This is a genomic window from Pseudonocardia sp. Ae150A_Ps1, assembly GCF_001932315.1.
Lineage (GTDB): Bacteria > Actinomycetota > Actinomycetes > Mycobacteriales > Pseudonocardiaceae > Pseudonocardia.
On record NZ_MCIJ01000001.1, the window covers coordinates 4684400 to 4710899 of the forward strand.

The 26500-nt window shown below is 74.8% G+C and carries 22 protein-coding genes and 1 pseudogene; 9 read left to right on the forward strand and 14 right to left on the reverse strand.

Features of this window, described 5'->3' with window-relative positions; all coding sequences use genetic code 11:
• Nucleotides 1-64 precede the first annotated feature (64 nt).
• Entirely contained in the window at nucleotides 65-1228 is a 1164-nt protein-coding gene (locus tag Ae150APs1_RS22025; protein WP_075300019.1) for a citrate/2-methylcitrate synthase, read from the reverse strand.
• Nucleotides 1229-1364: 136 nt separating this feature from the next.
• Here Ae150APs1_RS22025 and Ae150APs1_RS22030 point away from each other — a divergent pair.
• The 4 genes and pseudogenes from Ae150APs1_RS22030 (at nucleotide 1365) to Ae150APs1_RS22045 (ending at nucleotide 4458) form a co-directional block, all read left to right on the forward strand.
• A pseudogene (locus Ae150APs1_RS22030) lies at nucleotides 1365-2521 on the forward strand (citrate/2-methylcitrate synthase).
• A 10-nt stretch (nucleotides 2522-2531) separates the two neighbouring features.
• Nucleotides 2532-2942: a TIGR03618 family F420-dependent PPOX class oxidoreductase gene (locus Ae150APs1_RS22035; RefSeq protein ID WP_075300021.1), complete on the forward strand. Its 411-nt coding sequence runs from the start codon at nucleotides 2532-2534 to the stop codon at nucleotides 2940-2942.
• 35 nt (nucleotides 2943-2977) lie between these two features.
• On the forward strand, nucleotides 2978-3778 hold the full coding sequence (locus tag Ae150APs1_RS22040) for an MBL fold metallo-hydrolase (protein ID WP_083680290.1): 801 nt from the start codon (nucleotides 2978-2980) through the stop codon (nucleotides 3776-3778).
• Nucleotides 3779-3780: 2 nt separating this feature from the next.
• Nucleotides 3781-4458: a VTT domain-containing protein gene (locus Ae150APs1_RS22045; RefSeq protein WP_249266431.1), complete on the forward strand. Its 678-nt coding sequence runs from the start codon at nucleotides 3781-3783 to the stop codon at nucleotides 4456-4458.
• A gap of 9 nt (nucleotides 4459-4467) precedes the next feature.
• Here Ae150APs1_RS22045 and Ae150APs1_RS22050 read toward each other — a convergent pair whose 3' ends face one another.
• The 4 genes from Ae150APs1_RS22050 to Ae150APs1_RS22065 form a co-directional block, all read right to left on the reverse strand.
• Entirely contained in the window at nucleotides 4468-5850 is a 1383-nt protein-coding gene (locus Ae150APs1_RS22050) for a sugar porter family MFS transporter (RefSeq protein ID WP_075300023.1), read from the reverse strand.
• Nucleotides 5851-6048: 198 nt separating this feature from the next.
• Nucleotides 6049-7548 carry a trypsin-like peptidase domain-containing protein gene (locus tag Ae150APs1_RS22055; protein WP_075300025.1) on the reverse strand — a complete coding sequence of 500 codons (1500 nt, stop codon included), beginning with the start codon at nucleotides 7546-7548 and terminating at the stop codon, nucleotides 6049-6051.
• 103 nt (nucleotides 7549-7651) lie between these two features.
• Nucleotides 7652-8398 (reverse strand): GIDE domain-containing protein, encoded by a 747-nt coding sequence (locus Ae150APs1_RS22060; RefSeq protein WP_010242243.1) that lies wholly within the window; start codon nucleotides 8396-8398, stop codon nucleotides 7652-7654.
• A 20-nt stretch (nucleotides 8399-8418) separates the two neighbouring features.
• Nucleotides 8419-9585, reverse strand: a complete 1167-nt coding sequence (locus tag Ae150APs1_RS22065) for a thiolase family protein (protein ID WP_075300027.1) — start codon at nucleotides 9583-9585, stop codon at nucleotides 8419-8421.
• A 320-nt stretch (nucleotides 9586-9905) separates the two neighbouring features.
• Between Ae150APs1_RS22065 and Ae150APs1_RS22070 the strand changes: the two genes are divergently transcribed.
• Both Ae150APs1_RS22070 and Ae150APs1_RS22075 read left to right on the forward strand, forming a co-directional pair.
• Nucleotides 9906-11216, forward strand: coding sequence for a TMEM165/GDT1 family protein (locus Ae150APs1_RS22070; protein WP_075302412.1), 1311 nt, complete (start codon nucleotides 9906-9908; stop codon nucleotides 11214-11216).
• Between the two features lie 90 nt (nucleotides 11217-11306).
• Nucleotides 11307-12128 carry an NAD(P)H-binding protein gene (locus tag Ae150APs1_RS22075; protein WP_075300029.1) on the forward strand — a complete coding sequence of 274 codons (822 nt, stop codon included), beginning with the start codon at nucleotides 11307-11309 and terminating at the stop codon, nucleotides 12126-12128.
• A 526-nt stretch (nucleotides 12129-12654) separates the two neighbouring features.
• On the opposite strand, the gene Ae150APs1_RS22080 is transcribed toward Ae150APs1_RS22075, so the two are convergent.
• The 5 genes from Ae150APs1_RS22080 to Ae150APs1_RS22100 form a co-directional block, all read right to left on the reverse strand.
• The gene (locus Ae150APs1_RS22080) at nucleotides 12655-13902 is read right to left on the reverse strand and encodes an acyl-CoA dehydrogenase family protein (protein WP_212567246.1); all 1248 of its coding nucleotides are present in this window, start codon (nucleotides 13900-13902) and stop codon (nucleotides 12655-12657) included.
• A 434-nt stretch (nucleotides 13903-14336) separates the two neighbouring features.
• Complete coding sequence (gene sfnG, locus Ae150APs1_RS22085; protein ID WP_075300031.1) at nucleotides 14337-15506, reverse strand: dimethylsulfone monooxygenase SfnG; 1170 nt, start codon at nucleotides 15504-15506, stop codon at nucleotides 14337-14339.
• Nucleotides 15507-15757: 251 nt separating this feature from the next.
• Nucleotides 15758-16099: an HD domain-containing protein gene (locus Ae150APs1_RS22090; RefSeq protein ID WP_060573586.1), complete on the reverse strand. Its 342-nt coding sequence runs from the start codon at nucleotides 16097-16099 to the stop codon at nucleotides 15758-15760.
• A gap of 9 nt (nucleotides 16100-16108) precedes the next feature.
• On the reverse strand, nucleotides 16109-17506 hold the full coding sequence (locus tag Ae150APs1_RS22095) for a GntP family permease (protein WP_075300033.1): 1398 nt from the start codon (nucleotides 17504-17506) through the stop codon (nucleotides 16109-16111).
• Between the two features lie 168 nt (nucleotides 17507-17674).
• The gene (locus Ae150APs1_RS22100) at nucleotides 17675-18682 is read right to left on the reverse strand and encodes a tripartite tricarboxylate transporter substrate binding protein (RefSeq protein WP_075300035.1); all 1008 of its coding nucleotides are present in this window, start codon (nucleotides 18680-18682) and stop codon (nucleotides 17675-17677) included.
• A 66-nt stretch (nucleotides 18683-18748) separates the two neighbouring features.
• Between Ae150APs1_RS22100 and Ae150APs1_RS22105 the strand changes: the two genes are divergently transcribed.
• Complete coding sequence (locus Ae150APs1_RS22105) at nucleotides 18749-20389, forward strand: sensor histidine kinase (RefSeq protein ID WP_075300037.1); 1641 nt, start codon at nucleotides 18749-18751, stop codon at nucleotides 20387-20389.
• Nucleotides 20386-21081: a response regulator gene (locus Ae150APs1_RS22110; protein ID WP_075300039.1), complete on the forward strand. Its 696-nt coding sequence runs from the start codon at nucleotides 20386-20388 to the stop codon at nucleotides 21079-21081. The genes Ae150APs1_RS22105 and Ae150APs1_RS22110 overlap by 4 nt, the downstream gene beginning before the upstream one ends.
• Here the strand turns inward: Ae150APs1_RS22110 and Ae150APs1_RS22115 are convergent.
• The 4 genes from Ae150APs1_RS22115 to Ae150APs1_RS22130 form a co-directional block, all read right to left on the reverse strand.
• Nucleotides 21063-21971, reverse strand: a complete 909-nt coding sequence (locus tag Ae150APs1_RS22115; RefSeq protein ID WP_075300041.1) for an alpha/beta fold hydrolase — start codon at nucleotides 21969-21971, stop codon at nucleotides 21063-21065. The genes Ae150APs1_RS22110 and Ae150APs1_RS22115 overlap by 19 nt on opposite strands.
• A 136-nt stretch (nucleotides 21972-22107) precedes the next feature.
• Complete coding sequence (gene mihF, locus Ae150APs1_RS22120) at nucleotides 22108-22419, reverse strand: integration host factor, actinobacterial type (protein WP_010236095.1); 312 nt, start codon at nucleotides 22417-22419, stop codon at nucleotides 22108-22110.
• A 236-nt stretch (nucleotides 22420-22655) separates the two neighbouring features.
• Entirely contained in the window at nucleotides 22656-23099 is a 444-nt protein-coding gene (locus Ae150APs1_RS22125; RefSeq protein ID WP_139317009.1) for an ester cyclase, read from the reverse strand.
• A 92-nt stretch (nucleotides 23100-23191) separates the two neighbouring features.
• The gene (locus Ae150APs1_RS22130; protein WP_075300045.1) at nucleotides 23192-24631 is read right to left on the reverse strand and encodes an NAD(P)/FAD-dependent oxidoreductase; all 1440 of its coding nucleotides are present in this window, start codon (nucleotides 24629-24631) and stop codon (nucleotides 23192-23194) included.
• A gap of 254 nt (nucleotides 24632-24885) precedes the next feature.
• Between Ae150APs1_RS22130 and asnB the strand changes: the two genes are divergently transcribed.
• The gene (gene asnB / locus Ae150APs1_RS22135; RefSeq protein WP_083680291.1) at nucleotides 24886-26490 is read left to right on the forward strand and encodes an asparagine synthase (glutamine-hydrolyzing); all 1605 of its coding nucleotides are present in this window, start codon (nucleotides 24886-24888) and stop codon (nucleotides 26488-26490) included.
• Nucleotides 26491-26500 lie beyond the last annotated feature (10 nt).

Below are 26500 nucleotides of genomic sequence, written 5' to 3' on the forward strand. Positions count from 1 at the left end.
GCATGTCGGCGGCAACAGGGAAGTTAGCATTGCCAGCTTTCTCACCGGTGTCCGCCTGCCGGGTTCAGCGGGGTGGCACCGGCTCCGGTGGCGGCGGGCCCACGTAGGTGGCGGACGGACGGATCAGCCGACGCTGCTCCGCCTGCTCCAGCACGTGGGCGCACCAGCCGACGACCCGGCTGGTCGCGAACGTCGGCGTGAACATGCTGCGCGGGATCCCGCAGCCCGCCATCACCACTCCGGCGTAGAACTCGACGTTCGCGTGCAGCGGGCGGTCCGGGCGGAGCTCGGCGAGGGTGGCGGCGACCCGGCGTTCGACGTCGGCGGCGCGGGCGGGTAGCGGCCCGCCGAGCCGCTCGGCGACCTCCCGCAGCAGCGCCGTGCGCGGGTCCGGCCCGCGGTACACGGCGTGTCCGAACCCCATGATCCGTTCGCCGGCGGCGAGCCGGTCCGCCACCCAGCGCTCGGGCGAGCCGCCGGCGTCGCGGTCGATGGCGTCGAGGCCCTCCAGCGCGCGGTCCGGCGCACCACCGTGCAGCGGGCCGGAGAAGGCGCCGGTCGCCGCCGCCACCGCGGACGCGACGTCCGCGCCGGTCGACGCGACGACGCGTGCGGTGAAGGTGGAGGCGTTGAACCCGTGGTCCAGCGTGCTGACCAGGTAGGCGTCGACGGCACGGGCGTGCCCGGAGTCGGGTTCGGCTCCGGTGAGCATCCACAGCCAGTCCGCCGCGGGTTCCAGGTCCGGCCGGGGCGGCACCGGGTCGAGGCCGGACCGCAGCCGGTGCAGCGCGGCCAGGATCGTCGGCGTCGCCGCGCAGACGGTGAGCGCGTCGTCGGCGCCGCGCTCCGGGCCGGCGTCCCACACCGGTCGCATGCCGTGCAGCGGGCCGAGCACCGACAGTGCGGCGCGCAGCCCGGCGAGCAGGTCGTCGCCGCACGTCGCGGCGATGCCCGGCAGCAGCGCGGACAGCGCGGCGGGCAGCGCCCGGCGCTGCGCGATGCGGGCGGCGAACGCGGCCCGCTCGTCCGGGTCGGGCAGCCGTCCGCGGGTGGCGAGGAACCAGGCGCAGACGAACGTGCGGGTCCGGGCGAGCTCGACCGCGGAGTACTGGCGGTAGTGGTAGAAGCCCTCGTCGCCGCGGACGTCGCCGAGGGTCGTGGTGGTGACGGCGACGCCGCGCAGGCCCGGTGGGACCTCCGGCACGGCGGCCCTCTCGGTCGTGGTCATGCCGCGGACGGTCCGCCCGGCGACAACGCTTGTCAATATTGATCCGGTCAATGTTGATGCGGTCCCGTAGGGTGCCGTCGTGGAGTTCCTGAACGCCGCCGAGACCGCGGAACGGCTCGGGGTGAAGCGCGAGACCGTGTACGCCTACGCCAGCCGCGGGCTGCTGACCAGCGTGCGCGGCGCGCAGCGGCGGGGGAGCCGGTTCGCCCAGGACGAGGTGGAGGCGCTCGCCGCGCGCGGCCGGGAGGCGGGCGAGCCCTCCGGCGCGGTCGAGCGGATCCGGACCCGGATCACACTCGTGGCCGACGGCGGTCCGTGGTTCCGCGGCGTGCCCGTGGGCGAGCTCGCCGTGGCCGGGACCCTCGGGGACGCGGCGGCCGTGCTCTGGGAGCCCCCGGGCCCCGTCGCGTTCGACGCCGATCCGGCGCTGCTGCCCGTGGCCCGCGGTGCGCTGGCGGCGCTCCCGGGCGGGGCGCGCACCACCGACCGGTTCCGGGTGGCGGTCGCCGCGCTCGCCGCGGCCGACCCGCTCCGCGCCGACGTCGCGCCCGCTGCGGTCGTGCGCACGGCGTCCGGGCTGCTGGGGACGGTCGTCGACGCGCTGGCGGGCGGCGGGGACGGCCCGCTCGCCGCGCGCCTGTGGCCCGCCCTGGCCCGTGACCCGGACGGCGAACCCCCGCCCGCGGCGCTCGACCACGTCCGCGCCGCGCTGGTGCTGCTCGCCGACCACGGCCTGGCCGCGTCGACGGTGGCGGCCCGGGGCGCCGCGAGCACCCTCGCCGACGTGCACGCCGTCGTCTCCGCCGGGCTCGGCGCGCTCGACGGCCCGCGGCACGGCCTCGCGAGCGGGCTGGCCCACCGGTTCCTCGCCGGCGCCCTGGACGACCCCCGCGGCGCGCTCGCCGAGCGGCTGCGCGCCGGCGAACGCGTGCCCGGCTTCGGGCACACGGTGTACCGGGGCCGGACCCCCGCGCGACGGTGCTGCTGGACCGCCTGCGCGACGACCCGGCCGCGGAGCGGGTGCTCGCGTGCGTGGACGCGGTGGCCGGGGACCTCGACCGCGGCGGTGAGGGCCCCGCCCCGAACGTCGATCTCGCGCTGGCCGCGTTGCTGCACGCCCACGGCCTGCGGCGCGACGCCGGCGAGCTGCTGTTCGCCACCGCCCGCACCGTCGGCTGGGTGGCGCACGCCCGCGAGGAGTACGCCGAGCCCGGCCTGCGGTTCCGGCCGTCCGGCGTCTACACCGGGCCGCGACCGGGGAGCCGGGAGCACCCGCCCGGGACCGCGGGGTGAGGATGGCCGGATGACGCGACGACGTTCCCTCGCCGACGGTGTGTCCGACCGCTTCCGCGAGCTCTGGTCGGAGCGCCGCCCGTGCGTCCTGGTCACCCCGCGGCGGGACGGCACGCCGCACGCCGTGCCGGTCGGGGTGACCGTCGACGTGGAGGACGGGATCGCCAGGGTCCTGTCCAGCGGCGGCTCGCAGAAGGCCCGCAACGTCGCCGCCGCCGGGCCGGACGGGGCCCGGGTCACCGTCACCGCGGTCGACGGCCGGACCTGGTCGACCCTCGAAGGGGTCGCCGTCGTGGATCCCACCCCGGAGGGGGTGCACACCGCGGAACGCCGCTACGCCGCCGAGTACAAGGAGCCCCGGGTGAACCCGCAGCGGGTGGTGCTGCGGATCGTCGTCGACCGCGTCCTCGGCAACGCCTGATCCCCGCCACCGCGCCGGCGGGGATACTCGACGGCGTGGACCTGCCGGAGACGACCTTCCTCGGGCACAGCACGCTGCGGCTGCGCCTCGGCGGGCGCACCGTGCTCACCGACCCGGTGCTGACCGCCGCGGTCGGGCCGCTGCGGCGGATGGCGCCCGCGGTCGATCCCGCGGGGCTCGACGGCGTCGACCTGGTCCTGATCTCACACCTGCACGCCGACCACCTGCACCTGGGCTCGCTGGCGCTGCTGCCGCGCGACACCGAGGTCGTGGTCCCGGCAGGGGCGGCAGCGTGGCTGCGCCGGCGCGGCGTGGCCCGGGTGTCGGAGCTGGCCGTCGGGCAGCGGCGGACGTTCGGCGGGCTGCACGTCACCGGCACCCCGGCCGACCACTCCGGGCACCGCTGGGGCCCCCGGCTGACCCACGGCCCGCAGGCCGACGCGATGGGCCACCTGCTCGAGGGCGACGGCCTGCGCGTCTACGCCGCCGGGGACACCGGACTGTTCCCGGGCCTCGGCGACGTCGCCGCCCAGGGCCCGATCGACCTCGCCGCGCTGCCGGTGTGGGGCTGGGGCCCGAGCCTCGGCCCGGGACACCTCGACCCGGCCGGTGCCGCCGAGGCCGTCCGGCGGCTGGCGCCCCGGGCCGCGCTGCCGGTGCACTGGGGCACGCTCGCCGTCACCGGGCTCTGTTCGGTCCCCGGGCGGACCGGCGGGCGGATGCGGGAGCTCCTCGTGCGGCCGCCGCACGACTTCGCCGCGGCGGTCGCCGCGGCCGGGCTGCCGGCGCGCACCCTGGTCGTCCCGCCCGGCGCCGCGGTCGGGGCGGCGGTGTGAGCGTGCTGGGCGCCGTGCTGCAACCGGCCACCGAGGAGTGGTTCACCGCCGAGCTGAGCCCGGACGCCGGCCGGGTCGCCTACCTCGTCGTCGGAGGCGGGGTGCTGTTCGGCTCGATCCTGCCGGTGGTGCCGACCGGGGCCATCGTCGGTGCCGCCGCGGCGACGGCGATGACCTCCCCGGCGCTGTCGCTGCCGGTGGTGCTCGTGCTGGCCTTCGCCGCGGCGCTCGCCGGGGACCTGGTGACCTACGCCGTCGCCCGCCGGGGGAGCGTCCCGGTGCTCGACGCGGTGGCAGGCGGCCGGTTCGGCGGGGCGCGCACCGGCGAGCGGGTGGCCCGGGTGCGGGCCGCGTTCGCCGACCGCGGCTGGCTGCTGGTCCTGGTCGGCCGGGTCGCCCCCGCGGGACGGGTGCCGACCCTGATCGCGGCCGCCGCGTCCGGGATGGCCTGGTCGGTGCTGCTCCCCGCGGTCGCGGCCGGCGCGGTGCTCTGGACGCTGCTCTACGGCGTGCTCGGGGTCCTCACCGGCAACCTCACCGACTCACCGCTGGTGGCGGCCGGGCTGGCGGTCGGGCTCGTCGCCGTCGTCGGCGCGGTGACGGCGCTGGTGGGCCGCCTGCGGTCCCGGCGCCGCGAGCGGCGGGCCCACTCGCCGGGAGAGCCCGCCCACGACCGGTGACGGGTGCGGTCAGGTCCGTCCCGCACGCTCCTGCAACGCGGCGTCGATCTCCTCCAGGCTGCGCCCCTTGGTCTCGGGCATCAGCCGGTGGAGGAAGACGAACCCGGCCACGCCGATCACCGCGAAGATCGCGAACAGCCCGGACTCCCCGAGCGTGGTGATGAGCGTCAGCGTCGTCGACGCGATCACCAGGTCGATGCCCCAGTGCGTCGTCGCGCCGAGCCCGGCGGCCTTGCCGCGGACCGCGGTCGGGAACACCTCGGAGTTCACCAGCCAGATCGCGATGCCCAGGCTCGCGGCGAACGCGGCGATGTACACGCAGAGCGCGACGACGACGAGGACCCCGACGATGCCGTCCTGTGAGGGCAGCAGGAACAGCACGACCAGCGCGACCAGCGCGGCGACGACGACGGCGAGCCCGCCGAGCAGCAACGGCCTGCGGCCCCACGAGTCGATCCGGGCCAGCGCCACCGCCGTGACGACCGTGTTCACCACCCCGATCCCCACCGTCGCCAGGAGTGCGCCGGTGTCGGAGCCGAACACCCCGGACAGGATCGTCGGCGCGTAGTAGATGACCGCGTTCACCCCGACCAGCTGGTTCACCGCGGCCACGCCGATGCCCAGGGTCAGCGCGGGACGCAGCTGCGGGCGGCGCAGGTCCGACCAGGTCCAGCGGGCCTCGTCGCGGGCGGCGGCGCGGATCTCGGCGATCTCGGCGTCGGCCTGCTCGGGCGTCCGGCCGGCGAGCGCGGCCCGCGCCTCGTCGACCCGCCCGCGCAGCACCAGCCAGCGCGGCGACTCCTGCGCCCCGGCCAGCCCGACGAGCATCGCCAGCGCCGGGACACCGGCCAGCAGGAGCGGCCAGCGCCAGCTCTCCGCCTCCGCGAACAGCGAGTTGACCAGGTAGGACAGCAGGATCCCGACCGTGATCAGGAACTGGTTCATCGAGACCAGGCGCCCGCGTGACTCCTTCGGCGCGATCTCGGCGATGTAGAGCGGCACGCAGACCGAGGACACGCCGATCGCCAGCCCCAGCAGCACCCGGGCGCCGAGCAGCACCCCGGTCCCCGGGGCCAGCCCGGAGAGCACCGCGCCGAGAAGGAACACCGCGGCGACGCCGACGAGCGTCCGCCGCCGGCCGAGTGCGTCGGTGATCGCCCCGCCGGCCAGCGCGCCTACCAGCGCGCCCACCAGCAGCCCGGAGACGAGCAGCTGCTGGCCGGCCTCACCGAGCCCGAACTCCGGTGCGATGAACAGCAGCGCCCCGCTGATCACCCCGGTGTCGTAGCCGAACAGCAGTCCGCCCGCGGCGGCGACGGTGGTCGCCAGGCTGATCCCGCGTCCCTGCCGCGTGCGGTGGCCGGTGTCGCCGGTGTCGCCGTGTGTCGTCATCGACAGCCCCTCCCGGTCGGGTCGCGCGACGGGTGCGCCACGCAACAACGGCGACCAGGGTTGCCGTATCGGTCCGTGACTGTCCACCGTTCGCCGCAATGCGGGCCGGAACCCACACGATTCCGGACACAGACGGAACCGGCCGGGCGCGACGGGAGGGGGTACGTCGCACCCGGCCGGAGACCGGTGGGGGAGGGGTCAGTTCCCGCCGCCCCCGAAGGGGTTGATCCCGAACGGCGCGGAAGGTGCGGAACCGCCGCCCTGCCCGGAGCCCTCCGGCGTGGTGAGGGCGCCCTGCCGGGCGGTGGCCGCCTCGGTGTCCTGCGCGCTGCCGAGGGTCACCGGGACCTGGCGGGCGTCCGCCCCGCTGCCGATGGTCAGCGTGACCTGCTGGCCGGGGGTGAAGTTGCCGACCCGTGCGATCAGGTCCGCGAAGCTCGACACCGGGTACTCGTCGACCTTGGTGACGACGTCGCCCGCCGCCACGCCCGCGTTCGCCGCGGGCGAGCCGGGCTCGACGGCCGCCACCTGCGCGCCACCGGTGCCCGCGGTCTCGGAGCCGGAGGCCGACACCGACCCCTGGACGCCGAGCTGCGGCTTGGTCGCGACGCCGTCCGACATCAGCTTCTGGGCCACCCGCTTCGCGGTGTCCACCGGGATCGCGAAGCCGAGACCGATCGAGCCGGCGTTCTGCCCGCTCGTCGCGATCGCCGAGTTGATGCCGACGACCTGCCCGGCGAGGTTGACCAGCGGACCGCCGGAGTTGCCCTGGTTGATCGGTGCGTCGGTCTGCAGCCCGTTGTAGACGACCGGGGTGCCGCCGTCGCCACTGGCGGAGACGGTGCGGTTCAGCGCGGACACGATGCCGGCGGTGACGGTGCCGGAGAGCCCCTGCGGGGACCCGGTGGCGACCACCTGCTCGCCGACCTGGACGCCCGAGGACTGGCCGAGCGTGGCGGCCTTCAGGTCCGAGGCCCCCTCCAGCCGGATGACGGCGAGGTCGTAGCTGGGGGAGGTGCCGACGACGGTCGCGCGGTGCTGGGTGCCGTCGGCGGTCGAGACCGTGATCTGCCCGCCGTCGCCCGCCCCGGAGACGACGTGGTTGTTGGTGAGGACCTCGCCGTCGGCGGTGAGGATCACGCCCGACCCCTCGGCGGTGCCCTGCGCGGTGCGGACCTGGATGTCCACCGTGCTCGGGGTGATCGCTGCGGCCGCGCCGGCGATGGAGCCGTCGGCGGCCTGGGCGGGGGTGCCCGGGGCGGCGGAGCTGGACAGCGTCGCGGTGCTCGACCCGGTGTCCCCGCCGAGCACGGCGTAGGCGCCACCGAACCCGACGCCGCCCCCGATCAGCCCCGCCGCGACCGCGACGGTGACCAGGCCTGCGCCGAAGCGCCGCGGCGGCTTCGGGGCAGGGGCCTGCGCCGGGAACGGCGGGTACACCGAGGTGGGCGGGCTGCCGGCACCGTGCGCCGGGATCGTGGGGTTGCTCGCGGAGGCCCACGGCGGCGGGGCCTGCTCCTGCTGCCTCCGGTGGTCGGTGTCGGTCACGTCGGTCGCCTCCTGAGCGCTCCTGCCGTCGGCGTGCCCGGGGCCGTCCCCTGCCGCACGCGGATCGGGCCGGGTGGGGTCCGTGGCGCCGCCCCCGGTGGAGGTCTCCCCGTCGGCGCGCCCGCCGGTGCCCGGCCCGTACTCGGTCATGGGAGCAACTGTGCGGCGTGACCCTGAGACGAGCCTGTGATCGCGCTGGGAATCCCGCGCGCGTTCGGTGTGGACCGGTGGGGCCGCGCTCAGGTCCCGCGCCTCAGGTCACCGCGCCTGCGATCGTCAGGACCAGCCCCAGCAGGACGAGTGCGGCGCCGCCGCGGGCCCACCACCGCTGGCTGCGCCGGTCGGTGGCGGTCAGCTCGTCCTCGGTGCGGGTGGACAGGACGAACGGGTGGGACGTGTCCTGCGGGGCCCGGATCACCAACGGACCGTCACGGTCGTCGACCTCGCCCAGGACGTACATCCGCACGCCGGGGCGGAGCACCCACTCCTGGTTGCGGTAGCCGAGCGTGCGGTCGCCGCGGGGGCCGCGTTCGTCCGCCGGGTCGAAGCGGTCCAGCACCAGCTCGACCGGGTCGGGACGCCGCCCGCCAGGGTCGACGCCGATGGTGTGCCCGTCGCGCAGCAGCGGCCAGCCGTGCGGTGACACCCGCTCGGAGACGGTCTCGGTGTGGGTGGAGGTGCGCATCCGGCCCTCGGAGTCGCGCTCGCGGCGCTCGAACCGGCGCTCGACCCGGTGGGCGTGCCAGACGCACTCGACGCCGGCGAGCTCGGAGCGCAGCAGGCCGACCGGGGCGGGCGCGGCCTCGCCCACGACCTCGCAGACCTTGCGGAACCGGCCCGGCCCGCCGTTGAGGTCCGCGGCGATCCCCGCCTCCTCCAGCAGCCGGGGGACCGGCAGCGTCTCCGCCGCCATCATCGCGTGCACCCGGCGCTGGGTGTGGACGGCGGCCCAGAAGCACCCGGCACCGGCGAGCAACGCGATGATCCCGATCCACAGCACGACGGGAACCTAGCCGACGGTCACACCAGCTCGACGACCGTCGCGTTCGCCGTGCCGCCGCCCTCGCACATGGTCTGCAGCCCGTAGCGGATGCCGCGGTCGCGCATGTGGTGCACGAGCCGGGTCAGCAGGATCGTGCCGGAGGCGCCCAGCGGGTGCCCGACGGCGATCGCGCCGCCGAGCGGGTTGAGCCGGGCGTCGTCGGCGCCCAGCTCCGCCTGCCAGGCCAGCGGGACCGGCGCGAACGCCTCGTTGACCTCGAACGCGCCGATGTCGCCGATCGCCAGCCCGGAGCGCTTGAGGACCTTCTGGGTCGCGGGGATCGGCCCGGTCAGCATCCGCAGCGGGTCGGCGCCGGACACCGCGCCGGAGTGGTAGCGGACGATCGGGGTCAGTCCCAGCTCCGCGGCCCGCTCCGGCGTCGTGACGAGCACGGCGGACGCGCCGTCGGAGATCTGCGAGCTGTTCCCGGCGTGGATCACCCCGGTCCCGGAGAACACCGGCTTCAGCGCGGCGAGGGTCTCGGCGGTCGTCCCGCGGCGCAGCCCCTCGTCGGCGGCGAATCCCGGCGCGCCCGGGACGTCGACGAGCTGCCCGTCGAACGCGCCCGAGTCGATCGCGGCGGCGGCCAGCTCGTGCGAGTGGGCGGCGTACTCGTCGAGCCGGGTCCGGGACAGCCCCCAGTCGCGGGCGATCCGCTCCGCGCCGACACCCTGGTTGAAGTCGTCGTTCGGGAACTCTCCCGAGGTCAGGTCCTCGCGGTAGCGGTCGCGCACCAGCGGGCCGTAGGGCCGGCCCAGCTCGCGGCCCGCGCCGAGCGGCACCCGGGTCATCGACTCCACCCCACCGGCGACGACGACGTCGTACTGCCCGGCGAGGACCATCCCGGCCGCGAAGTCGAAGGCCGACTGGCTCGACCCGCAGGCCCGGTTGATCGTCACGCCCGGCACCGTCTCCGGCCATCCGGCGGCCAGCAGCGCGTACCGGCCGATCTGGGCGGCCTGGTCGCCGACCTGGTTGACGCAGCCCCACACGACGTCGTCGACCACACCGGGGTCGATCCCGGTCCGCTCGGCGAGCGCGGCGAGCACGGCGGCCGACAGGTCGACCGGGTGGACCTCGGACAGCGATCCCTTCCGCTTGCCGATCGGCGTGCGGACGGCCTCGCAGACGACGGCCTCGGGCATGGCGGGTTCCTCCTCGGTCGGCGGTGACAGGGGCGGTGCGGTTGCTTCGCGACGCTAAGCCATCCCGGCCGGCACGTGCTGAGAGTGCGGTCACATCGATCCGCGACGGTCGAGCAGGACTGGATCGATGAGGTAACGTCAGGACCCGTACGCGAAGGGGAGTAGCTCCCAACGCTGCGCTCGACATACTGGTCCGCCCCGATCACGAGGGCCGGCCCGGGCGCAGGGCCTGGCCACCAGGTGAGCGAGACCTTCGATCCGGATGATCCGGATCGAGGTCACCCGTACCCCTCGATCCGGAGCGAGATCGAGGGATGGACATGGACGGATTCCTGGCTGCGTTCGCGGTCAGCTTCGGCGTCATCTTCGTGGCCGAGCTCGGGGACAAGTCCCAGCTCATGGCCCTCACGTTCGCGACGCGCTTCAAGGCGATCCCGGTGCTCGTCGGCATCACGATTGCCACCTCGGTGACCCACCTGGTGTCGGTCGCCGTCGGGTACGGCCTGGGCGCGTCGATCCCGACCGGCTGGATCGCGCTGGTCGCGTCGGTGGCCTTCGTCGCGTTCGGCGCCTGGACCCTGCGCGGGGACTCGCTGACCGACGACGAGGAGCAGAAGGCGAAGCGGGCCGGCGGGTCCGCCGTCGTCGCCGCGTCGGTCGCGTTCTTCCTGGCCGAGCTGGGCGACAAGACCATGCTCGCCACGATCACCCTCGCCACCCAGTACAGCTGGTTCGGCGTGTGGCTCGGCTCCACGCTGGGCATGGTCGCCGCCGACGCGCTGGCCATCGTCGTCGGCCGCAAGCTCGGCCAGAAGCTCCCCGAGCGGGTCATCTCCGTCGGTGCCGCGATCATGTTCTTCGTGTTCGGCGCCTGGCTGTTCGCCGAGGCCGTCCCGCAGGTCTGGGGCGACGACGCCTGGGCCCGGCTCGCCGACGCGATGGGTCACCAGGGATTCGGCTGGGCCGCGCTGGCGCTGGGTCTCGTCGCCGTCGGGACCGGGCTCGTCGTCCGCGGCCGGGCGCACCGGGCCCGCGGGGAACGCCGGCTCGACGTGGCCAGGGCCCCGGGCAGCCCGGCCTGGTGGGCGCGGACGCTGTTCGTCGTCGCCGCCGTCTTCGGCTTTGGTGCCCCGCTGCTGGTCGCGCTGGACGTGCTCGAGCCGATCTCGGTGCTGTCCCGGCCCGCCGTGGCGGTCGTCGGTGCCGGTCTGCTGCTGCTCGGGTTCGCCGTCGTCGCGGTCGCCATGCTGCAGCTCGGCACGGTGTGGCGGCGCAGCGCGACCGAGGCGGGCGCCGCGGCCGCCGGGGACCCGGACGCCGCGCGACGCCCGGTGCTCGCGACCGGTGGCCTCTACCGCCGCGTCCGCAACCCCGCGCTGACCGGGCTGATCGTCGGCTGCGCCGGGATGCTGTTCATGGCCCCGACCCTGCTCGGGGTGCTCGCCGGGGTGCTGATCCTCGTCGCGGTGCAGATCCAGGCCCGCGCGGTGTACGAGCCCGGGCTGGGCAGCGCGCTGGGGCCCGAGTACGACGCCTACCGGCTGCGCACCGGCCGGTTCCTGCCACGGGTCCGCCGGACCGGGGCGGACGGCGACGCCACGGCCGGGGACGACCACACCCGGGTCGGCTGACCTCGTCCCGGTACGCCGTACGGTGATTCCGGTACGGTGTACGACGTCAGGGGCCGCGGTGGCGCGGCCCCGGCGTCGGAGGGAGAGCCCATGACGATCCTGGTGACCGGGGCGACCGGGAAAATCGGCCGGCTGGTCGTCGACCACCTGATCGTCCGCACCGGTGAGCCCGTGCGCGCGCTCACCGTCGACCCGGCGCGGGCCGCGCTGCCCGACGGCGTCGAGGCCGTGCGCGGTTCGGTCCGGCGGCCGGCCGCGCTGGACGGGGCGTTCGACGGGGTCCGCGCGATGTACCTCGCCCCGTACGAGCCGACGGCGGCCGAGGTGCTCGCGGCGGCCGCGGACGCCGGGGTGGAGCACGTCGTGGCGCTGACCGGTGAGCCGGACAGCTGGTGGGGGAGCGTGACGAAGGCCGTCGAGGCCGCCGGCCCCGCCTGGACGCACCTGTGGCCCGCCGACTTCGTCGAGAACTACGAGATGTGGCTCCCGCAGATCCGGGCCACCGGGGTCGTGCGCGAGCCGTGGCCTGCGCTGGCGAGCACGCCGACGGCGATGACCGACATCGCCGAGGTCGCCGCCGTCGCCCTGACCGCGCCGGGCTACACAGGCCGGGCCCTCACGCTGACCGGGCCGGAACCGGTCAGCCGTCGTGACGCGGTGGCCGCGATCGCCGAGGCCACCGGCGTCGGGATCGGGTTCGAGCAGGTCACCCCGGACGAGGCCGTCGCGGCGCTGGAGCCCTCGGCCGGCCGGGACGCCGCCGAGATGGTCGTCCACACGATCCTGGGTTTCCTGCACGACGCCGAACCGGCCCCGAACGGCGTGGTCGAGGAGGTGACCGGCCGTCCCGCGACGACCGTCGCCGCCTGGGCGCACTCCCACGCCGACCGCCTGCGCGCCGCGATCACCTGACACACCGCACCCGACCCCGCACCCCCGCTCCTCGGCCACGGCCGCGCTCACGGGATCGGGCGAGCGTGGGCGGAACCGGTGAGCGTCTGCGGGCCTCGCAGCGCAGGACAGCGCGGGGCAGAGCAGGACGAGGCGGGGCGCTCACGCGATTGGGCTCCGCTCACGCGATCGGGCGAGCGGGGCCGGAGCCGGTGAGCGGGCTCGGAACCGGTGAGCATCTGTGGGTCGAGCCCGGCCGCGGCCGAGCAGGGCCGAGCACGGCCGAGCCGAGCAGGGCCGCCGCGACGGACTGGGCGGGGCGCTCACGCGACAGGGCCCCGCTCATGCGATCGGGTGAGCGTGGCCGGAACCGGTGAGCGTCTGGGTGCCGCGCCGGGCCGCGCTGGGCCGTGCCGCGCCGGGCCGCTCACGGAATGCGGCCCCGCTCGTGCGATCGGGTGAGCCTGGCCTGAACCGGTGAGCGTTTGCGGGCCGGGCCGGGCCGGGCGCGGTGGCGGAGCGCCACCGCGCCCGGGTGGGCGGGCGGTCAGGTGTACCAGGTGGGCTGTGGCAGTTCGTCGCGCAGCAGGTGGGCGCCGACCTCGCGGCGCTTGTAGGCCACCGGATCGTGCAGGGTGTGCGTGCGCACGTTGCGCCAGAACCGGTCGAACGCGAGGTCCGCGGACGTCGCGCGGGCGCCGAGCCCCTCGAAGATCCCGGACGTGATCTCCAGCGCGACGTCGGTGGCCCGCGCCTTCACCGCGGCGACCCGGACCTCGTGCTCGCCACGCTGCTCCTCGGTGACGTTCCAGGCGTCGCGGTGGATGGCGAGCCCCTCCTCGGCGACGGCGTCGGCCAGTGCCTCGACCGCCCACAGCTTCGAGCGGTAGTCGCCGTAGAGGTCGAGCTGGTAGGGCTCGTCGACGGCGCGCTCGGCGTCGCCGTGCAGCCAGGGCCGGGTCACGGTGCGGGTGTACCTGGCGCCGGTCTCCAGCGCGCCCCGTGCGATGCCCAGGTAGAAGTTGACGAACACCAGCTGGATGGTCGGCACGTTGAGCGTGTTGTAGACCCGCGGCTGGAACGCCTTGTTGGTGAACCCGGCCGCCGAGGCCCACGGCACCCGGACGTCGGTGATCGTCACGCTGCCGCTCTCGGTGAGCCGCTGGCCGATGTTGTCCCAGTCGTCGTGGAAGACGATGCCGTCCTGCTCGCTGGGCACGATCGCGAAGACGTGGGTGTCGGTGCCCTCCAGCACCCCTTCCAGCACCGTGACGTCGGAGATCGTGCTGCCGGTGGAGAAGCTCTTCCGGCCGTTGTAGACGATCTCGTCGCCCTCGTCGCGGATCAGCAGGTCGGAGTCGCGGGGGTTGACCGCGCCGCCGAAGAACCAGCGGTTCCGGGTGGCGTCGGCCTCGACCGCCTCGATCTGCTCGGGCGTGCCGACCAGCCGGGCCGCCCAGAACCACAGCAGGTGGTAGCCGAGCAGCTGGCCGATCGAGCCGTCGCCCGCGGCGACCTCGCGGATCACCCGGTAGGCGGTCGGCCACTCCTGGCCGCCGCCCCCGTGCTCGACCGGGCCGAGCAGGGTGACGAGCCCGGACTCCTTGAGCAGGGCGACCTCGTCGTAGGGGGTGGCGCCGGCGCGGTCGCGGGCGGCGGCGTCGCGCTCCAGGATGCGGCGGACCTCGCCGGCCCGGCGCAGCCAGCCCGCCTCGTCGGTGGGGGCGGGCGCGGCGGTCCAGTCGACCACCTCGGCGACGGTGGCGGTGCCGGAACGGTTCTCGGTCGTGGTCATGCGTGTCTCCTCGTCGGGGAGAGAATGCGTCCGGGCAGGCGCCGGTCACTGTTTCCGCACATGTGACCCGGCGGTTCCGGGGTGTGCGGGAACGGTGATCCGGTGCCCGTCCCAGGACGGCGGGGATCCGTGTCGGGTGATCACCGGCGGGCGCGGCGGGAACCGGGCTCCGACGGCTGCGCCGCAGGTCGGCGACGGTGCGGAGCGGCGGTGATCAGCGACAGATCGACGAGTTCACGCGGGACAGGTCGACGTGGCGTCGACGGGTGAGCTCGGTGGACTGCACGATTCCCAGTGTTCGCGAGAATGAGCGAGGACGTCAATGGCGCGTCCCCCGCACTGGGATTCACGGGGGGTTGTCCGGACCGGTTCCGCGTCCGGACGCGGACGGGCCCGGCGAGCGTGCCGCCCGCCGGGCCCGTCGGTGGATCGGCTCAGACCGTGACCGGCCGCGGCTCGCGGGCGGCGAGCTCGGCCTCCTTCTCCCGGATGATGGGGAGGACCTTCTCGCCGAAGTACTCGACCTCCTCCTGGAAGTGCAGGAAGCCGAGCAGCAGCAGGTTGGCGCCGCGCCGCTTGTACTCGATGGCGCGGTCGGCGATCTGTTCCGGCGTGCCGATGAGCTGGCTCTTGAAGCCGTCGTTGTACTGGACCAGGTCGGAGAACGACGAGTCCGCCCACATGCCGCGCTTGTCACCGGTGGAGTTCCCGGCCTGCTGGACGGCGTCGCGGAAGCCCTCGACGGCGGGCTTGTTCGCCTTCTCGATGATCTCGCGCAGGGTGTCCCGGGCCTCCTTCTCGTCGTCCCGGGCGATCATGAAGCCGTTCAGCCCGAACCGGACGGGCTGCAGCCGCGGCGCGGTCTTCGCGTGGCCGAGGACCTCCTCGACCTGCTCGGTGAAGCCGTCGTAGTCCTTGCCGTTGGAGAAGTACCAGTCGGAGACGCGGCCGCCGTTGCGGCGGGCGGCCGTCGAGTTGCCGCCCTGGAAGATCTCCGGGTGCGGGCGGCCGGGGACGTCGACCGGCTTGGGCTTCAGGTCGAAGCCGTGCACCCGGTAGAAGTCGCCGGCGAACTCGGCGCCGCCGTCGCCCGCGGTCCAGATCTCGCGCAGCACCCGGATGAACTCGTCGGTGCGGCGGTAGCGCTCGTCGTGCTCCAGCCACGGCTCGCCCATCGAGGTGAACTCGTCCTTGAGCCAGCCGGAGACGACGTTGACCGCGATCCGGCCCTTCGTCAGGTGGTCGGCGGTGGCGATCCACTTCGACAGCACGGCCGGCTGCCACAGGCCGGGGTGCACCGCGGCGATGACCTTGAGCCGCTCGGTGGCCAGGCCCAGCGCGAGCGAGAAGCTCGTGGCCTCGTGCTGGTGGTCGGCGCCGTAGCTCGCCATGTAGCGGATCTGGGAGAGCGCGTACTCGAAGCCGTTGTTCTCGGCGGTCTGCGCGAGCTTCACGTTGTAGTCGAAGCCCCAGTCGGTGCGCTGCTCGATGGTGCTCGTGACCAGGCCGCCGGAGACGTTCGGCACCCAGTAGGCGAACTTCAGCGGCTCACTGATCTGTGCGTTCAGGGTGGTGTCGAGATTGTCGGCGGTGGTGTCGGTCATGGGGGATGAACTCCAGGGTGTCGTCCGCCGGACATGCCGGGCATGCCGGACACGGCGGAGTGGGCGTGCTCGGACGCCCGTGGGAGGAAACGGAGGAAAGAGAGGAAACGGACCCGCGGATCAGCAGATCAACGACAGGCCTGGCTCGTGACGACCAGGTGATCGACGTGACGGCGTCGCGTCAGCAGGAAAGCGACCACACCCCCACCGAACCCGCGGGTAGGTGCGTTGTCAACCGGTGGGGGGCGAGGTCACCGCCCGGACGGGTCGGCCTGCCCGTCCGCGCAGGTCCGCAGGGCCTCGGCGTGCGGGCCGTCCGCACCGCCGCCGACCAGCTCGACCACCCGCGGGTCGAACCCACGCGCGCCGAGGAACCGGGCGGCGTCACGGACCGGGTCGCCACTGCGCCGGACGACGGGGGAGTGCCCGACCGGGTGCAGGATCGCCGCCGTCATCAGCAGGTCCCGGTCCAGGCCGCGCTCCTCGGCGAGCTCCCGGGCCCGGATCGCGGCCCGCTGCGCCCGCACCCACAGCTCCGGGCGCTGGTGTGCGAGCAGCGTCTCGGCGAGCGCACGGGCCGCGTCGAATCCCACCCGGCGAAACTAGCCCGCCAGGGACGCGAGCACGAACACGACGCAGGACAGCGCGAACCCGACCAGCGAGATCAGCGTCTTGATCACGCTCCAGGTCTTGAACGTCGTCGGGACGTCCATCCCGAGCAGCCGCCCGATCAGCCAGAAGCTCGCGTCGTTGACGTGCGGGAAGATCGAGGACCCGGCGGCCAGCGCCAGCACGACGGCGACGGTCTGCACCGGACCGAGCCCCGCCTCGACCACCGAGGCGCCCAGCAGCCCGGCCGCGGTCGTGATCGTCACGGTGGCGGTGCCGAGCGCGATCCGCAGGATCGCCGCGACGAGGAAGACCGACACGATCACCGGCAGGCCGGTCGCCCCGAGCGTCCCGGCGAGCGCGTCGCCGATCCCGCTGGCGATCAGCACCGCACCGAACATGCCACCCGCCCCGGTGATGAACACGACCGGCGCGATCGGCTTGAGCGCGTTGTCCAGCAGGTCCTCGACGAACGCCGCCCGGCGCCCGCGGCGCGTCGCCAGCACCCAGGTCGCCACCAGCACGGTGATCAGCAGCGCGACCGGGGTCGCCCCCAGGAACTGCGGAAGCACGACCCACGGGGCATCGGGGTCGACGGCGCCGGTGTCCGCCAGGGTCGCGGCCAGCGTGTTCGCGAAGATGAGGACCAGCGGCAGCAGGAGAAGCCCCACCACGACCCGCGGCCGGGGCGGCGGGCCGGTCTCGTCGTCGTCGGTCTGCGGGCCACCGGTGAGCAGCTCGGGGACCGGCAGCACGATGCGGCGGCCGATCCAGACGCTGTAGAAGTACGCGCCCAGGTACCAGGTCGGCACCGCGACGAGGACGCCGATGAGCACCACCAGCCCGACGTCGCCGCCGAGCAGCACCGTCGACGCGACGGCCCCGGGGTGCGGCGGCAGGAACACGTGCATCGTGGACAGTGCCGCGGCCGCGGGCAGGGTGTGCACGAGCACGCCGCCGCCGACCCGGCGGGCGACCGTGAAGATGATCGGCAGCATCACCATGAAGGCGGCGTCGAAGAAGATCGGGAAGCCGAACAGCAGCGAGGCGACGCCCAGCGCGAACGGCGCCCGGCGGTCCCCGAACCGGCTCACCAGGGCGTCCGACAGGGCCCCGGCGGCCCCGCTGACCTCGGCGAGCCTGCCGAACATGGCGCCGAGCCCGACCAGCAGGGCGACCTCGCCGAGGGTCTCGCCGAAGCCGTCCACCAGCACGTCGAGGACCGCGTCGGCGGGGATCCGGGCCGCGAAGGCGGTCAGCGCGGAGACGACGGTCAGCGCCAGCAGTGGGTGGATCTTGAACCGGATGATGGCCACCAGCAGCACGACGATCGCGCCGAGCGCGATCCCGAGCAGCGGTCCGGTGCCCAGCGGCGATGTCCAGTTCTCCACGAGGTCCCTTCCGACGACTGCGTCGACCGGTCGTCGGGGAACAACGCGCCGGTGCGAGAGGTGACGTTCCGCTCGAAACGATCACTCCGTACCGCGTGGACGGTCCAGCTTGCGGACACGAACGACATTGCGGAACTTGTGGTCACGGCCGGGACGGGCCGGCGCTCCTCAGCCGAGACCCAGGCCCGTGAGCACCCGGCCGACGCGCTCGTCCTCGCTGCGCAGGAAGGTGCCGAACTCCGGGCCGGGCAGGTAGGCGTCCTGCCAGTTGTTGCGGCGCAGCACGTCCTGCCACTGGGGGGTGCGGACCATCGCGGCGAAGCAGTCGTCGAGCCCGCCCACCTGGCCGGGTGTCAGACCGGGCGGGGCGAGGATCCCGCGCCAGTTGGTCACCTCGAGGTCGATGCCGGCCTCGCGCAGGGTCGGCGCGCCGACGCCGGGGATCGGCTCCCCCGCGGTGATCGCCAGGGTGCGCAGCGCGCCGGACGCGATCTGGTCGGCGAACTCGCCCAGCCCGGACACCCCGAAGGTGACCTCGTCGGCGAGCAGCGACGCGAGCAGCTCGCCACCGCCGTCGTGCGGGACGTAGCCGACGCGCCGGGGCGGCACCCCGGCTCCCTCCGCGACCAGCATCGTCGCCAGGTGGTCCGGGCCGCCGGTCGACGACCCGCCCCCGACGGCGTTGCCCGCCGGGTCGGCGCGCCACGCGGCGAGCAGCTGGGGCAGATCGCGGAACGGCGAGTCCCGGGCCACGACGACGATCTCGGTCTCGCGGGTCAGCCGGGCGAGCGGTGTCGCCGCGGTGAGGAGCCCGGTGGCGTCGGCGGAGCGGGCGGCGCCGACCAGGCCGAGACCTATGCTCAGCACCAGCCGGTCGTTGCCCGCCTCGTTCACCACCCGGCCCAGTCCCGCGATGCCGCCCGCCCCGGGCAGGCTGAACACCTCGGCCGGGCCGGTGATGCCGGCGTCGGACAGCGCCTTGGCCGCGCTGCGGGCGGTCACGTCGTACCCGCCGCCGGGCGCGTTCGGGACGAGGAACCGCAGCCCGCGGACGGGTTCCGGGCCGCCGCAGCCCGCGGCCGCGCCGGTCGCGAGCGCGGCGAGCCCCGCGGCGAGGCCCGCGCAGAACGCCCGCCGGGACGGGCGGGCGGGACCACCGGTGGCGGTGTCGGTCATGGGCTGGTCCTGTGGTCGGTCCGGCAGGGTGCGCCGGGCACACCCGGACCAGCCTAGTCTGGGCCGGTGGGACGGCGTGGCGGCACGAGGACCCCGCTGGCGCGCCAGTTCCTGGTCTGGCAGCTGGTGGTCGTCCTGGTGCTGCTCGGTGCGGTCGCGGCGCTCGCCGCCGTGCAGTCCGCGGAGTCGTTCCGCGAGACCCACGGCCGCCGGATGCTCTCGGTCGCCGAGGACGTCGCGTCGGTCCCCACGGTGCGGGAGGCCCTGCAGCGCCGCCAGTACGACCTGCTGCCGTCGTTCGCGCGCAGCGCGGAGAACCTGTCGGGCGCCGACGAGATCGAGATCGTCGACGCGGGCCTGGTCGTGCGCACGTCGCCGGACCCGTCCCGGGTCCGCGAGCGGTTCGATCCCGGGGCGAGCACCGCGCCGGCCGGCCGGGCCTGGGTCGGCGCCCCGGCCGGCCGCACGGTGGTCGCCCAGGTCCCGGTGATCGACGACCGGGGTGCGGTGGCCGGGCTGGTGTCGGCCGGGATCCGGGCGCCGTCGCTGTGGGAGTCGCTCGCCGGGGCCCGCACCGAGACGGTCGCGCTGCTCGGGCTCGCGCTCGGCGTCGGCGTCGCCGGGTCGCTGCTGCTCGCCCGCCGGGTCCGCCGGCAGACACTCGGCCTGGAGCCCGGCGAGATCGTCGAGCTGGTGCAGCGGCGGGAGGCGATGCTGCTGGGGATCAAGGAGGGCGTGGTCGGGCTGGACACCGCCGACCGGATCACCCTGCTCAACCCGGTCGCCCGTGAGCTCCTGGAGCTCCCCGGCGCCCGGCCCGGCGACCCCGTCGCCGATCTCGGCCTGGACGACCGGCTGCGCGAGGTGCTCACCGGCGCCGCCGCCGGGGAGGACCAGCTGGTGCTGCGCGACACCCGGGCGCTGGTGCTGAACCGGATGCCGGTGCGCCTCGACGGCCGCGAGGTCGGCGCGGTGGTCACCCTGCGGGACCGCACGGAGCTGACCACCCTGCAGCACCGCCTCGACGCCTCGCACACCGTCACCGACACGCTGCGCGCGCAGGCCCACGAGTTCTCCAACCGCCTGCACACCATCGCCGGACTGACCGAGCTCGGCGAGCACGAGGAGGTGCGGCGGTTCGTCGCGGGGATCGTCGCCGCCTCGGAGGGCTGGCGGCGGGAGGTGTCGTCGCGGGTGGGCGACGCGGCGACGGCGGCTCTGCTGGTCGCGAAGAACAGCCGGGCCGCCGAGCGTGGTGTCGAGCTGACGTTCGACCCGGACTCACGGCTGGAGCCCACCGACCCGGAGCGCGACCCGGACCTGTCCGCCGACCTCGTCACCGTGCTCGGCAACCTGATCGACAACGCGGTCGACGCGACGGCGGGCCGGTCGGGTGAGCGCCGCGTGCAGATCGGGCTGAGCGGCGGCGGGGACGACGGCGGCGGCGAGGTCTGGATCGAGGTCCGCGACTCCGGCCCCGGCGTGGCCTCCGAGCTCGCCGAGGAGGTGTTCCGGGCCGGGTTCAGCACCAAGGCCGCCGAGATCGGCGGCCGGGGCCTGGGCCTGGCGCTCGCCCGGCAGGCGTGCCTGCGGCGCGGTGGGATGATCGCGGTGCAGGACGCGGCGGAGGGCACCGGAGCGGTGTTCGTGGCCGTCCTGCCGGTGGCCGGGGAACCGGCGACGACGGGAGAGGAGGTGCAGCGGTGAGGGTGCTCGTGGTCGACGACGACTTCATGGTCGCCAAGGTCCACTCGGGATACGTGGAGCGGATCGAGGGCTGCACCGTCGTCGGGGTGGCGCACCGCGGCGCGGAGGCCCTGGAGCGGGCGGCGGAGCTGCGCCCCGACCTGGTGCTGCTCGACGTGTACCTGCCCGACATGTCCGGCATCGAGGTGCTGCGCGGGCTCCGGACCGGCGCGGCGGACGACCCGTTCGTGCTGGTCGTGACGGCCGCGGACGACCCGGACACGGTGGCCGCGGCACTGCACGGGGGCGCCCTGCACTACCTGGTGAAGCCGTTCGACTCGGCGGCGCTGGCCGCGCAGGTGCACCGGGCCCGGCGACTGCGCCGCGACCTGGACCGGGTCCGCGGCCAGTCCGACATCGACCGCCTCTTCGGCGGCACCGGCGGGACGCCCGCCGGGTCCGCCGGTGGCCCGGAACGGATGCCGAAGGGTCTCACCACCCCGACCGCGGACCTGGTGGCGCGCACCCTGCGCGAGCACACCGGCGCCGGCGACGCCGACCTGTCGGCCACCGAGTGTGCGGAGGCCACGGCGCTGTCCCGGGTCAGCGCGCGCCGCTACCTCGAGCACTTCGTCACCACGGGCACGGCGACGGTGCGGCTGCGCTACGGCGGCACCGGGCGCCCGGAGCGCCGCTACCGCTGGGTCGGCTGACCCGGCGCTCCGGCGGCCTCGTCCTCGGCCTCCGCCGCGTGCTCCAGCAGCTCCCACGCGAGGGGCTCCAGCACCGCCGACGGCAGCGCGTGGCCCATCCCCTCGATCGACACGAGCCGGACGGGCGGCGCGGCCCGGCGGCCCGCAATGCGCTCGGCGAGGAACGCCGCGTGCGGCGGCGGGTTCACCGGGTCGGCCGGGGCCTCGACGACGAGAGTCGGGACGGTGATCGCCCCGAGCTCGTCGCCGCGGTCCAGCCCGCCCGGGTCGGCCTGGGCGTGCGCGGTCGGCGCCTCCACCCGGCCGGAGTGGGCCATCACGCGTCGTTCGAGCTCCTCGAACTCGGCCGGCTCGAACGGCAGCGCCCCGCCCGAGAGCCGCCGCCAGTGCTCGACCCGCCAGGCGAGCTCGCTGCGCTCGTCGCGCGGGTCGTGCATCTCCTGCCACATCCGCAGCACGTCCCGGGGCGGCCCGGGCAGGCCGGCGAGGTCCGCGCCGAGCGCGGCCGTGCAGAGCAGCGCGGCGCTGGCGAGCCGGTCCGGCGCGTCCAGGGCGAGCAGCTGCACCAGCACCCCGCCCATCGACATGCCGACGACGTGCGCGCGGCCGATGCCGCACGCGTCGAGCACGGTGAGCGCGTCCCCGGCGAGGTCGGCGATGCCGTACGGGTGGTCCTCGAACGCGTGCGACGACCGGCCGGTGTCGCGGTGGTCGTAGCGGACCACGCGGTGCCGCTCACGCAGCAGCTCGACGAGGGCGTCGGGCCAGCCGATCCCGGAGGCGTTCGCACCCATCACGAGCAGGACGGGGTGCGCGGGGGTCTCGCGGTGGGCGGGGAGGTCCTCCACCCACAGGGTCACGCCCGGCTCGATCTCGACCTCGCGCTCCACGTGCGCAGCCTGCCAAAGGACGATCACGGGCCGGCGGCCGGGCCCGGACGCGCGACGGCCCGGTCCGCGGGAGGCGGACCGGGCCGTCGCGCGGCACCGGGCGGGCCCGGCGCCGGGTGGCGCTACGAGGGGTCGGTCAGCCGACCTTCTCGATCAGGGCCTGGCGCTGACGTTCGCCGAGACCGGCGGCGCGACGCGAGGCGTCGATGCCGGCCTCCTCCATGACCTTCGAGACCTTCGCCGGGCCCCAGCCCGGGACGCTCTTCAGCAGGTCGGCGACCTTGGTCTTGCCGACGATCTGGTCGGTCTTCGCGCGACCGAGCACCCCGGGGATCGTCTCCTCACCGCTGGCGATCTTGTCGCGGAGCTCCTTGCGGGCGGTGCGCGCGGCGGCCGCCTTCTTCAGCGCCTCGGCACGCTGTTCCGGGGTCAGGGTGGGCAGGGCCATCGCTGACGCCTCCTCTCGGTTCCCAACACCCCGTACCGGGGTGGATTCCCATCGCGGATCGCGGTACAGACTGGCAGAGACCCCCGCGCGACCTGCAGGAACCCCCTCCACGGGGCGTGTCGGACGCCCGCGGAGACCGCTTCCGGGCTGCTCGGCGCAGCTCGGCGACCGCCCGTCGCACCGTACGGGGGATTCCCTGTTCCCGCAGGTCAGAGGCATGAGTGCGGGACGACCGGTCAGAACCCCAGCGCGGTGCGGAGCCCGGCGACGTCCCAGAGGGTGCGGAGCTCGTCGATCCGGCCCTGCCGGACCCGCACCAGCTGGACCGCGTGGACCTCCACCCGGCGTCCGGTGGGGGCGACGCCCGGCAGCAGCCAGGGCAGCTCGTGGTCGTGGGTGAAGGCGAACCGGACCTCGTCGGCGATCCGGCGCACGTCGAGCGTGCGGGACAGCCGGGTCCGGGTGCCGCCGCCGGGCAGCGACGCGGCGACGACGGCGAGGTGCCCGCCCACCGCCTCCGGCCCGGTGCCGCCCGCGCCGGTCGGCAGCTCGGTCCACTCCACGCCGTCGCCGAGCACCGCGGTCGCCGGGGCGGGATCACCGCGGTCGTAGAGGCCGTCGGCGGCGTCGTCCCAGAGCCGCGCGACGTCGCGCATGAGCGTCTGCATCGCCGGGGTCACCCGGGAACCGTGCCACGGCGCGGGCCCGCCCGGATACCGGAACGCCCGGGTGGCCGGTGCGGCCACCCGGGCGTTCCGGGACGGGGGAGGGGTCAGGCCGACGCGGCCGGCTTCTCCTCGGGCGGGGCCGGTGTGCCCGGCGCGGTGCGCGGGTCCACCTCGCTCCGGTGCTCGGCCTTCTCGGCGGGGAGACCGGCGTCGCCGTGGTGCGGCTCGGCCTTGTCGTACGACGCGGTCACGCTGATCAGGCGGTGGCCGCGGTAGCGGGCGTAGCGCAGCGACCGGACCCAGTTGTAGAGCGTCCCGAGGCGGTTGCCCCAGCCGATCAGGAACATGACGTGGACGTAGCACCACATCAGGTAGCCGAGCCAGCCGGTGAACTTGACGCCGCGCACGTCGGCGACGGCCTCGCGGGCGCCGATGGTGGCCATCGAGCCCTTGTCGAAGTACGTGAACGGGGCCGGGGTGGTGTCGTCGCCCTTGGACCGGGCCTTGATCAGCTTGCCGACGTAGGTGCCCTGCTGCATCGCGACCTGCGCGACGCCGGGCAGCCGGTCGATGGTCGAGACCATGTCGCCGATGGCGAACACGTCGCGCCGGCCGGGCAGGCTGCAGTCCGGGTCGACGGAGAGCCTGCCCGCGCGGTCGATCTCGCCACCGGAGGCCTTCGCCAGCAGCTCGGCCAGCGGCGAGGCCTGCACGCCGGCGGCCCAGACCTTGGTGCGGGCGACGATCCGGTCGGTCCCCTGGGGGCCCTTGACGGTGATCGAGTCGGCGTCGATGTCGGTCGCCATGGTGTTCAGACGGACCTCGACGCCCTTCTTCTCGAGGGTCTTGCGCGTGTAGTTCTGCAGCTTCTTCGCGAACGGCGGCAGCACGGCGGGCGCGGCGTCGAGCAGGATGATCCGGGCGTCGCGGGTGTCGATCGCGCGGTACTCGCGGGGCAGCACGTGGCGGGCCAGCTCGGAGAGCTGACCGGCCAGCTCGACGCCGGTGGGGCCGGCGCCGACGACGACGAACGTCGTCCAGGCCCGCTGCTCCTCCTCGGTCGGGGCGACCTCGGCCAGCTCGTAGGCGCCCAGGACGCGGGAGCGGAGCAGCCGGGCGTCCTCGATGGACTTCATGCCGGGGGCGTGCTCGGCCCACTCGGGGTGGCCGAAGTAGGCGTGCGTGGCGCCCGCGGCGACGACGAGGGTGTCGTAGGGCAGGTCGATGTGCTGCCCGTCCGGCGCGGCGGCGTGCACGATCTTGGTCTCGAGGTCGATCTCACCGACCTCGGCGAGCAGCGTGCGGACGTTGTCCTGCTTCTTCAGCACCCGGCGCAGCGCCGGGGCGATCAGGCCGGGGGACAGGATGCCCGTCGCGACCTGGTAGAGCAGGGGCTGGAAGAGGTGGTGATTGGTGCGGTCGACGATCGTCACGTCGACGTCGGCGCCCTTGAGGGCCTTGGCCGCCTGCACGCCGCCGAAACCACCGCCGACGATCACGACCTTCTGCCGGCCCGTGCCTTCGTCGTGCCCTGCCGTGCTCACCTGAGTCCGCCCCTCGTCGGTCGGTCCTGGCGCGGGGTCTCCGCGCTCTGCTCGGTGGCCGGTGCTGGGTCCTCGCCGCCGGAGGTGAGAGGGCGGTGAACGACGGCCGTACCGGCCGATGACTACGACGGTATTGACCGCGGGACCCCGGAGCAAACCTCATCGACCCGGAAACGCCTTCCAGAGTCCGAACTCACACGTCGATCATGCACAAGCGAGATGCGCACCCCTCGGGACATGGGACGATGGTCACCATGTGCGGGATCGTCGCCGCGTTCGGCGGGACAGCGGTGGGAGCACCGAAGGACTTCGAGAAGTACGAGCGGATGCTCGCCAGGGTGGCGCACCGCGGACCGGACGACACGGGTGTACAGGTCGTCGGGAACACCTGGCTCGGGCACCAGCGCCTGTCGATCATGGATGTGAGCGGCGGGCACCAGCCGATGTCGGACGCCGACGAGACGGCCTGGATCGTCGGCAACGGCGAGATCTACAACCACGAGCGCATCAGCAAGGCGTTCCCGGACGGCACCGTCCGCACCAAGTCCGACACCGAGGCCGCGCTGCACGCGGTCATGTGGGACGGGCAGGTCGCGGTGGCCTCGCTGAACGGCATGTTCGCCGTCGCGATGGGCCGTGAGGACGGGTCCGGCCTGGTGGCGCGGGACCCGTTCGGCGTGAAGCCGCTCTACTGGGTCCCGCCGGCCGACGTCGGCGGCACCGACGTGCCCTACACCGCCCCGGACCCCGAGGCGACCGTGCTGTTCGCCAGCGAGCTGCGCGCCTTCGACGAGGAGGACCGGCCGTACGTCGAGTCGTTCCCGCCCGGGTGCCTGTGGAGCCCGTCGTCGGGCCTGGTCCGGTTCGCCGAGGCGGTGCCGGTCGAGGTCCGGCCGTCGCGGCGCGCGATCCGCCCCGGCTGGGACGACGCCGACCTGTCCCGGGTCCGCGAGGCCGTCGTCTCCGCGGTGCGCCGCCGGATGATGTCCGACGTCGGCGTCGGGGTCTTCCTCTCCGGCGGGCTCGACTCGGCGCTGGTCGCGGCGATCGCCGCCCAGGAGGCGCGGGCCCGCGGCGAGCAGCTGCCGACGTTCGCGGTCGGCACGGCCGACTCCGGCGACCTGATCGCGGCCCGCAAGGTCGCCGCGCACATCGGATCGGACCACCACGAGATCATCGTGACCGCCGAGGACATCGGCGAGGCCCTCGACCACGCCGTCGAGGTGATCGAGCACTACGACCCGGCGCTGGTCCGCAGCTCGGTGCCGAACCTGATCCTGGCCCGCGAGGCCGCGAAGAAGGTCAAGGTCGTGCTGACCGGGGAGGGCGCCGACGAGCTGTTCGCCGGGTACTCCTACACCCACACCGACGACTACGCCGACCCCGACACCCTGCAGGCCGAGCTGGTCCGCTCCCTGGAGCAGCTGCACCACCTGAACCTGCAGCGCTGCGACCGCACGACGATGTACTTCGGCCTGGAGGCCCGGGAGCCGTTCCTGGATTCCGGCCTCGTCCGCACCGCGCTGGCGCTGCCGCCGGAGTGGAAGCAGCGCACCGACGGCCGCCCCGAGAAGGCGATCCTGCGGGAGGCGTTCGAGGGCTGGCTGCCCGAGGACCTGCTGTGGCGGGGAAAGGAGCAGTTCGGCGACGGCTCCGGCGCCGGCACCGTGCTCGCCGAGCTGGCCGGCCGCAAGGCCGCCGAGGCCCGGGATTCCGGGGAGACCCGGTCGGTGCCCGAGCAGCCGGAGTACTCGTGGCCGCTGCGCAGCGAGGAGGAGTACCTCTACTACGAGATCTGGCAGTCGCACTTCGCCGGGATCCGCCCGGACCGCGTCCTGGGCGCGTTCGCGACCGCGTGACCGCGCGCGG